Below are 7,568 nucleotides of genomic sequence, written 5' to 3'. Positions count from 1 at the left end.
GCCATCGGCCCACACTCCAGCCGCTTCGAGTCCCCGCTCTATCGCGCGCACCACGAGATGCGTCGGCCCCCACGGCACGTCCGCCGAGCCCTCGCCGTCGACGTGGATCTGCAGGCCCGACGCGGTAGTCGTGACCTCGATCTCGTCGTAGAGACCCAAAGCGATTCCGAGACTGTCGAATCCGGGTCCAATGTTGGCACTGGACGCCGGTACGCGCGCGGTGACCGTGAGCCCGATGGGGAGTGTCGTCGTCATAGCCGGAGATTCCGTCAACTCAGGCCAGCTCGAGCGCAGCCGCAACAGCGACGGGATCGACCGAAATCGGCTCGACGACAGGCATTCCCGACAGCGCAGTATCGGGGTCTTTGAGACCGTTTCCGGTCACCGTGCAGACAACGGTCAGGCCCGGTTCGAGCCAACCTTCCTTTCGAGCCGCGAGCAAGCCGGCGACGCTGGCCGCGGACGCGGGTTCGACGAACACTCCCTCGGTCTTCGCGATCAACCTGTACGCCTCGAGGATCTCCTCGTCGGTGGCGGCGCGGAATGCTCCGTTGGATTCTTCCTTGGCGTTGACCGCACCGTTCCAGGACGCGGGCGAGCCGATTCGGATGGCGGTGGCGATCGTCTCCGGATCCTTCACCGGAGCTCCGTGTACCAGCGGAGCAGCTCCGGCCGCCTGGACACCGAGCATCCGCGGCTTGCGGGTGGTGAGACCGTCGCGGAAGTACTCCGAGTACCCGCGCCAGTAGGCGGTGATGTTGCCGGCGTTGCCGACTGGGAGAGCATGGATGTCCGGTGCGTCGCCGAGCGCGTCGCAGATCTCGAACGCCGCTGTCTTCTGTCCCTCGATGCGGACGGGGTTGACCGAGTTGACCAGACCGATGGTCGGGAACTCGGCTGTGGTCTTACGGGCCAGTTCGAGGCAATCGTCGAAGTTGCCCTGCACCTGAATGATCTTGGCTCCGTGCATGACTGCCTGAGCGAGCTTGCCCATGGCGATCTTGCCCTGCGGAACCAGGACGGCACAGCTCATGCCGGCCTTGGCCGCGTAGGCGGCCGCCGAAGCAGAGGTGTTCCCGGTGGACGCACAGAGCACGGCCTCCTGACCACGGGCGAGCGCGTCGGTGACGGCCATGGTCATTCCACGGTCTTTGAACGATCCGGTGGGATTGAGTCCCTCGACCTTCAGATGAACTGTGCAGCCGGTCAATTCCGACAGACGGCCGGCCGGAAGCAGCGGCGTGGCGCCTTCGCGCAGCGTGACGGTCTTCCAGTCGGGTCCGATCGCCAGACGGGAGCGGTACGCCTCGATCAGACCGGGCCAGGGGGTATGGACGCTCATGCTGTAGTGCCTTCCAATCTGAGGACGCTTGCAACGTGTACAACCACGTCGAGCTGCTCCAGCGATGCAACGGTTTCGGACAGTGCGGAATCGGCCGCGAGATGTGTCACCACGACGAGCCTGGCTCCGTCACCCGCGCCGTGCTGACGCACGGTGGAGATGCTGACGTCGCGCTTGGAGAACTCGGCTGCCACGGTGGCCAGAACGCCGGGCTTGTCCGCGACCTGCATGCTGACGTAGTAACGAGTGAGAATGTCACCCATGGGTGCCACCTTGAGCTTGGCGTACGTGGACTCGAGCGGGCCCCGTCCGCCGTAGAACTTGTTGCGCGCAGCCATCACCAGATCGCCCAGCACTGCCGATGCGGTCGGCGCGCCACCTGCGCCCTGCCCGTAGAACATCAGCCGCCCGGCGGCCTCGGCTTCGACCACCACGGCATTGAACGCACCGTTCACCGATGCCAGCGGGTGACTGAGGGGAACGAGCGCCGGGTAGACCCGAGCCGAAATTCGCTCCTTGCCCTTGGGCGTGACGATGCGCTCGCAAATAGCCAACAGCTTGATGGTGCAGTCCAGGGACTTCGCAGTTTCGAGGTCGTCCGAGGTGATCGTGCTGATGCCCTCGCGGTAGACGTCGCCTGCGGTCACCCGCGTATGGAACGCGATGGACGCCAGAATCGCCGCCTTGGACGCCGCATCGTAGCCTTCGACGTCGGCCGTCGGATCTGCTTCGGCGTAGCCCAGACGGCCTGCCTCGGCCAGGGTTTCGGCGTAGTCCGCCCCGGTCTCGTCCATGGCGGAGAGGATGAAGTTGGTCGTGCCGTTGACGATGCCTGCAACCTTGTTCACGCGGTCGCCCGCGAGGGACTGCATCAGCGGGCGAACGACGGGAATGGCACCGGCCACGGCCGCCTCGAAATACAGGTCGGCACGCGACTTCTCGGCCGCGTCCGCCAGTTCCCCGGTGTACTCGGCCAGGAGGGCCTTGTTCGCGGTGATGACGGACTTGCCCTTCTCGAGAGCCGACAGCACGAGCTTGCGGGGAATATCGATTCCGCCGAGTACCTCGACGACGATGTCGACGTCGTCGCGGCCGACCAATTCGGCCGGATCGTCGGTGAGCAGCTCGGCAGGCACTCCACGATCACCGTCTACTCGACGCACCGCGATCCCTCGAATTTCCAACGGCGCACCGACTCTCGCCTCGAAGTCCTCGGCGTTCTCGGTGAGAATCCGAACGACCTCACTGCCGACGTTTCCGAGTCCGAGTACGGCGACGCCTATCGGCTTCGATGTCATGGCTGAACCTCCAAGCTGAGCAGATCTTCGATGGTTTCCCGCCGCAGGACCAGGCGCGAGTGCCCGTCCTTGACCGCGACGACCGCGGGCCGCGTCAGCAGGTTGTAGCGACTGGACATGGAGTAGCAATAGGCACCGGTGGCTGCCACGGCGAGCAGGTCGCCGGGGCCCACATCGGCCGGCATCCACGTGTTCTTGATGACGATGTCGCCACTCTCGCAATGCTTTCCGACCACACGAGCCATGACGGCCTCGGCGTCGCTGGTCCGCGAGACCAAACGACAGTCGTACTCGGCCTGGTAGAGCGAGGTCCGGATGTTGTCGCTCATGCCACCGTCCACACTGATGTAGCGGCGGCGCGTCGCCTTGTCGACGGTGACATCCTTGATGGTGCCCACCTCGTACAGGGTCACGGTGCCCGGTCCGGCGATGGCGCGGCCGGGTTCGACGGCTATGGTCGGCACCGGCAGACCCACCGCGGCCGATTCCGTCTCCACGATCTCGGTCAACTTCGCCGCCAGCTGCTCGACCGGCGGCGGATCGTCGCTGGGCACGTACGAAATACCCATGCCACCGCCGAGATCGAGCGTCGAGATCTGCGCGGTCTTGTCGACTCCGAACTCCGAGACGATATCTCGCAACAGGCCGATGACCTTGTGCGCGGCCAGCTCGAAGCCGTCGACCTCGAAGATCTGCGACCCGATGTGACTGTGCAACCCGACGAGTCGGAGGTTGTCGGCAGCGAACACCCGTCGGACCGCGTCGAGTGCCGAACCGTCGGCGAGCGAGAAGCCGAACTTCTGGTCCTCGTGTGCGGTGGCGATGAACTCGTGTGTATGCGCCTCGACGCCGACGGTGATGCGAATGAGGACGTCTTGCACCGCTCCGGCTGCACCGGCGACTGCGTCGAGGCGATCGATCTCGATATTGGAGTCGAGCACCACGTGCTCGACACCGGCGCGCACCCCTGCTTCGAGTTCGGCCACCGACTTGTTGTTGCCGTGCATGGCAATTCGGTCGGCGGGGAATCCGGCAGCCAAAGCGATGGCCAGCTCACCACCGGAGCAGATGTCGAGTGAGAGCCCTTCGTCGGCCACCCAGCGAGCGATCTCTCCGCACAGAAAAGCCTTGGAGGCGTAGTGAACTCGCTCGGGCGCCCCGAAGGCGGCAGCCATTTCGCGGCAGCGCGCACGGAAGTCGTCCTCGTCGATGACGAACAACGGCGTGCCGTACTGCTCGGCGAGCTCGGTGACCGAGACTCCGGCGAGACGGACGGTTCCGTCGTCGCCCCGTTCGGCGTTACGTGGCCATACCTGCTCGGGCAGCGTCGTCATCTCCGACGCGTCCGTCGGGCGCTGGGACGTCGACTGTTTCGCGGGGGCATCGGCATGCTTGGGTCCCGCCGGATGTGCGCTCACATGCGCTCCGGTGCGCTCACTCCGAGCAGTTCGAGGCCGTTGGCCAAGACCTGTCGGGCCGCGTTCCCCAACGCCAGTCGTGCGGTGTTCACAGGTCCGGGCTCCTCGTCTCCTTGTGGAAGTACTCGACATGCACCGTAGAAACGGTGGTAGGTCCCCGCCAACTCTTCGAGGTAGCGGGCGATTCGGTGTGGCTCGCGTAGTTCGGCAGCACTGGCCACCACGCGCGGGTACTCGCCGATCGTCCTGATCAGCTCGCCTTCCTGCTCGTGAGTGAGCAGGCTCAAGTCAGGATCTTCCGCACTGATGCCCAGTTCCGCGGCATTGCGCGCGAGCGAGGCCAAGCGGGCGTGCGCGTACTGGACGTAGTAAACGGGGTTCTCGTTGCTCGCACTCGCCCACAGGGCGAGATCGATGTCGATGCTCGAGTCGACGGAGGACCGAATCATGACGTAACGGGAGGCATCGACGCCGATGGCGTCGACGAGATCGTCGAGGGTGATGACGGTTCCGGCGCGCTTGCTCATCTTCACGGCCACACCGTCACGCACCAGGTTGACCATCTGCCCGATCAGTACCTCGACAGTCTCGGGGTCGTCACCGAACGCCGCCGCGGCGGCCTTGAGGCGTCCGATGTATCCGTGGTGATCGGCCCCGAGCATGTAGATGCACAGGTCGAAGCCGCGCTGCCGCTTGTTCTGGAAGTAGGCGATGTCGCCGGCGATGTAGGCCGCGTTGCCGTCGCTCTTGATGACGACGCGATCTTTGTCGTCGCCGAAGTCGGTGGACCTGAGCCACCAGGCCCCGTCCTCCTCGTAGAGACTCCCCGACGTCTTGAGGTACTCGACCGACTTCTCGACGGCTCCGGACTCGAAGAGCGAGTTCTCATGGAAGTAAACGTCGAAGTCGACGCCGAACTCGTGCAGGTTCGCCTTGATCCGAGCGAACATCAACTCGGTGCCGATGGACCGGAAAACCTCCTCCTGCGAGTCCGTGTCCAGAGCGAGAGCATCGGGTCGCTCGGCGAGCACGTGCGCTGCAATGTCGGCAATGTATTCGCCCGCGTAGCCGTTGTCGGGTGCCGGATCACCCTTGGCCGCGGCGATGAGCGACTGAGTGAAGCGCGCGATCTGAGCGCCGTGATCGTTGAAGAAGTACTCGCGGGTGACCTCTGCACCATGGGCGGTCAGGATGCGACCGAGAGCGTCACCGACGGCCGCCCACCGAGTACCGCCGAGGTGTACCGGACCGGTCGGGTTGGCAGAGACGAACTCGAGGTTGACTTTCTTGCCTGCCATCGACGATCCGTCACCGAATGCCGCACCGGCAGCCAGCACACGCGCAACGATTTCACCCTGAGCTGCGGCAGCCAGCTTGATGTTGAGAAATCCGGGTCCTGCCACGTCGGCGCTGGCGATCGCGGCATCGGCTGCGAGCGCTTCGGCGAGCCAGCCGGCGAAGTCGCGGGGATTGGCTCCCGCCTTCTTCGCAACCTGCAGCGCCACGTTGGTCGCGTAGTCGCCGTGCTCGGGATTGCGGGGACGCTCGACGGTCAGCTTCGCAGGTAGAACGGATGCGTCGAGCCCACGGTCGGCGAGCACCTTCGCGGCGGTCGCGTGCAGTAGTTCGGCAAGATCGGCGGGAGTCACAGGTAGCCATCCTATTGGCTGGTGTGCGGCGTACTCGCATGCACTGCCCGTCCGCCTTCGAGCCCACGCGGTCGATCCGGTCGTTGCAGGCTCTGAGCACGCTCTCAGGCAGAGAACGTACAGTAAGGGCGCTCTGCCCGGACGGTGCGTCGTCACCGCCGTCACCAGCAGATACGCACCACCAGCGCTACCGACGACCAACTTTCCCCGACTGAGAGAGCAACTACAGCGATGCCAACGGGTCCCGACAAAGGCAATCAGAACAAGTCGGCTGCGAAGGCAGACAAAGCCATCAACGCAGCCAACAAGAAGTCAGCTCGTAAGAAGAAGGGCGGCGTGCCCGTCGCCAAGGGGAGGCAGATTCCCTGGCTGACGGTTGCCGGTGTCGTTGTCGTGGTCGGCCTCGTCGCGGGGCTCGGAATCAACCTCTATCCGAAGTACCAGGATCGTGCCGAGGCGCAGAAGTTCGCGCCCAGCGAGAGCAATCAGGATCCGTCGACCGGAATCGACGGCGTCACTGTCAACGAGTATCCGGCGGCGCTACACGTCGCGCGTTCGCAGCGGGTCGCCTACGACCAGTCGCCGCCCTTCGGCGGACCGCACGATGCCGTGTGGGCCACCTGCACCGGAATCGTCTACCCCGAGGCCATTCGCACCGAGAATGCCGTGCATTCACTCGAGCACGGAGCCGTCTGGGTCACGTACAACCCCGACGAACTGGACGCAGATCAGATTCAGACGCTGGCCGATCGCGTCGACGGCGAAACCCAGATGATGATGTCGCCGTACCCCGGTCTCGACCACCCGCTGTCGCTGCAGTCCTGGGGTCACCAGCTCAAGCTGGACAGCGTGGACGACGAACGCATCAGTCAGTTCATCTCCGCCCTGCGCCTGAACCGTTTCGAGTACCCCGAAGTCGGTGCCAGCTGCGCGTCGGTGCCGGGAACGGGTGACAACGCCTTCGACCCGGACAACCCACCCCTGTTCGACGCCTCCGCACCCGGACCGGACGCGGTACCGATGGACGGCGGCGGCATCACCCCCGACACGAGCGAGACCAGCGGAGCAGGCGGAATGCAGCTCCCCAGCGATCTCCAGATCCCGTCGAACTGATGACCGACTCGACAACGCCCGACAACGCGACCACGAACACCGAAACGGCCAAGCCGAGTCAACGCACCGCGCTGGTGGCGCTGGCACTGATCGCCGTCCTGGCGATCGGTGTCGCGGTGGGCTTTCTGATCCAAAGTCCGTTCCGGGACGGCGACAGCGCACCCGCAGCGGACTCGGTGGACGTCGGCTTCGCTCAGGACATGACCGTGCATCACAACCAGGCGATCGAGATGGCGGCGGTGGCGTTGACCAATGCCCCCGATCAGGCCGTCAAGAGCTTGGCGTTCGACATGCTCACCTCACAGCAGAACCAGGTAGGGCAGATGCAGGGCTGGTTGGCCCTGTGGGACCGGGCCCCCATCGCAACAGACGGCTACATGACGTGGATGACCGAGGACGACGCCCACGGCCACTCGACGGACGGTATGTCCATGGATCCCGGATCTGCCGATCCCACCAGGGCGATGCCGGGCATGGCCAACTCGACCGAACTCGCAGAGCTTCGTCAGGCCACCGGCTCGGACGTCGACGTACTGTTTCTGCAGCTCATGCTCCGCCATCACGAGGGCGGCTTGGCGATGATGGAGTACGCCCAGGCCCACGCGCAGTCGCCTGCGGTGATCAACTTGGCGAAATCCATGGTCGAAACCCAGAGCAGCGAGGCGACGCTGATGAAGCAGATGCTCGCAGCGAAGGGTGCGCAGCCGCTGCCCATGGGGTGATTTCGGCTCCGGTCACGCATGCGCTA

General features: G+C 64.9%; 6 protein-coding genes and 1 pseudogene. 2 read left to right on the top strand and 5 right to left on the bottom strand.

The features are described from left to right. From RHODMAR_RS12575 to argS, 5 genes and pseudogenes are all read right to left on the bottom strand, one after another. Window positions 1-255 (bottom strand): annotated as a pseudogene (locus RHODMAR_RS12575) (homoserine kinase); the annotation flags it as partial. Between the two features lie 19 nt (window positions 256-274). Then, window positions 275-1,342 carry a threonine synthase gene (gene thrC, locus RHODMAR_RS12570; protein ID WP_008715075.1) on the bottom strand — a complete coding sequence of 356 codons (1,068 nt, stop codon included), beginning with the start codon at window positions 1,340-1,342 and terminating at the stop codon, window positions 275-277. Continuing rightward, the gene (locus tag RHODMAR_RS12565; protein ID WP_008715073.1) at window positions 1,339-2,640 is read right to left on the bottom strand and encodes a homoserine dehydrogenase; all 1,302 of its coding nucleotides are present in this window, start codon (window positions 2,638-2,640) and stop codon (window positions 1,339-1,341) included. The genes thrC and RHODMAR_RS12565 overlap by 4 nt, the downstream gene beginning before the upstream one ends. Continuing rightward, the gene (lysA, locus tag RHODMAR_RS12560; RefSeq protein WP_008715072.1) at window positions 2,637-4,058 is read right to left on the bottom strand and encodes a diaminopimelate decarboxylase; all 1,422 of its coding nucleotides are present in this window, start codon (window positions 4,056-4,058) and stop codon (window positions 2,637-2,639) included. Before lysA ends, RHODMAR_RS12565 begins: the two co-directional genes overlap by 4 nt. After that, the gene (gene argS, locus RHODMAR_RS12555; protein WP_008715070.1) at window positions 4,055-5,707 is read right to left on the bottom strand and encodes an arginine--tRNA ligase; all 1,653 of its coding nucleotides are present in this window, start codon (window positions 5,705-5,707) and stop codon (window positions 4,055-4,057) included. Before argS ends, lysA begins: the two co-directional genes overlap by 4 nt. Before the next feature lie 231 nt (window positions 5,708-5,938). Here argS and RHODMAR_RS12550 point away from each other — a divergent pair, with 231 nt between their 5' ends. Both RHODMAR_RS12550 and RHODMAR_RS12545 read left to right on the top strand, forming a co-directional pair. Next, entirely contained in the window at window positions 5,939-6,820 is an 882-nt protein-coding gene (locus RHODMAR_RS12550) for a DUF3105 domain-containing protein (RefSeq protein ID WP_008715069.1), read from the top strand. Next, window positions 6,820-7,542 carry a DUF305 domain-containing protein gene (locus RHODMAR_RS12545; protein WP_008715067.1) on the top strand — a complete coding sequence of 241 codons (723 nt, stop codon included), beginning with the start codon at window positions 6,820-6,822 and terminating at the stop codon, window positions 7,540-7,542. Before RHODMAR_RS12550 ends, RHODMAR_RS12545 begins: the two co-directional genes overlap by 1 nt. Window positions 7,543-7,568: the final 26 nt, after the last annotated feature.

Source organism: Rhodococcus sp. AW25M09 (assembly GCF_000333955.1).
Lineage (GTDB): Bacteria > Actinomycetota > Actinomycetes > Mycobacteriales > Mycobacteriaceae > Rhodococcoides.
This window is presented reverse-complemented; position numbering and strand designations above follow the sequence as displayed.

What these genes read in the sequence shown, in the direction of transcription:
- thrC (WP_008715075.1), bottom strand. Translation starts at nt 1,342, where the DNA reads ATGAGCGTCCATACCCCCTGGCCCGGTCTGATCGAGGCGTACCGCTCC.
- RHODMAR_RS12565 (WP_008715073.1), bottom strand. Translation starts at nt 2,640, where the DNA reads ATGACATCGAAGCCGATAGGCGTCGCCGTACTCGGACTCGGAAACGTC.
- RHODMAR_RS12550 (WP_008715069.1), top strand. Translation starts at nt 5,939, where the DNA reads ATGCCAACGGGTCCCGACAAAGGCAATCAGAACAAGTCGGCTGCGAAG.
- RHODMAR_RS12545 (WP_008715067.1), top strand. Translation starts at nt 6,820, where the DNA reads ATGACCGACTCGACAACGCCCGACAACGCGACCACGAACACCGAAACG.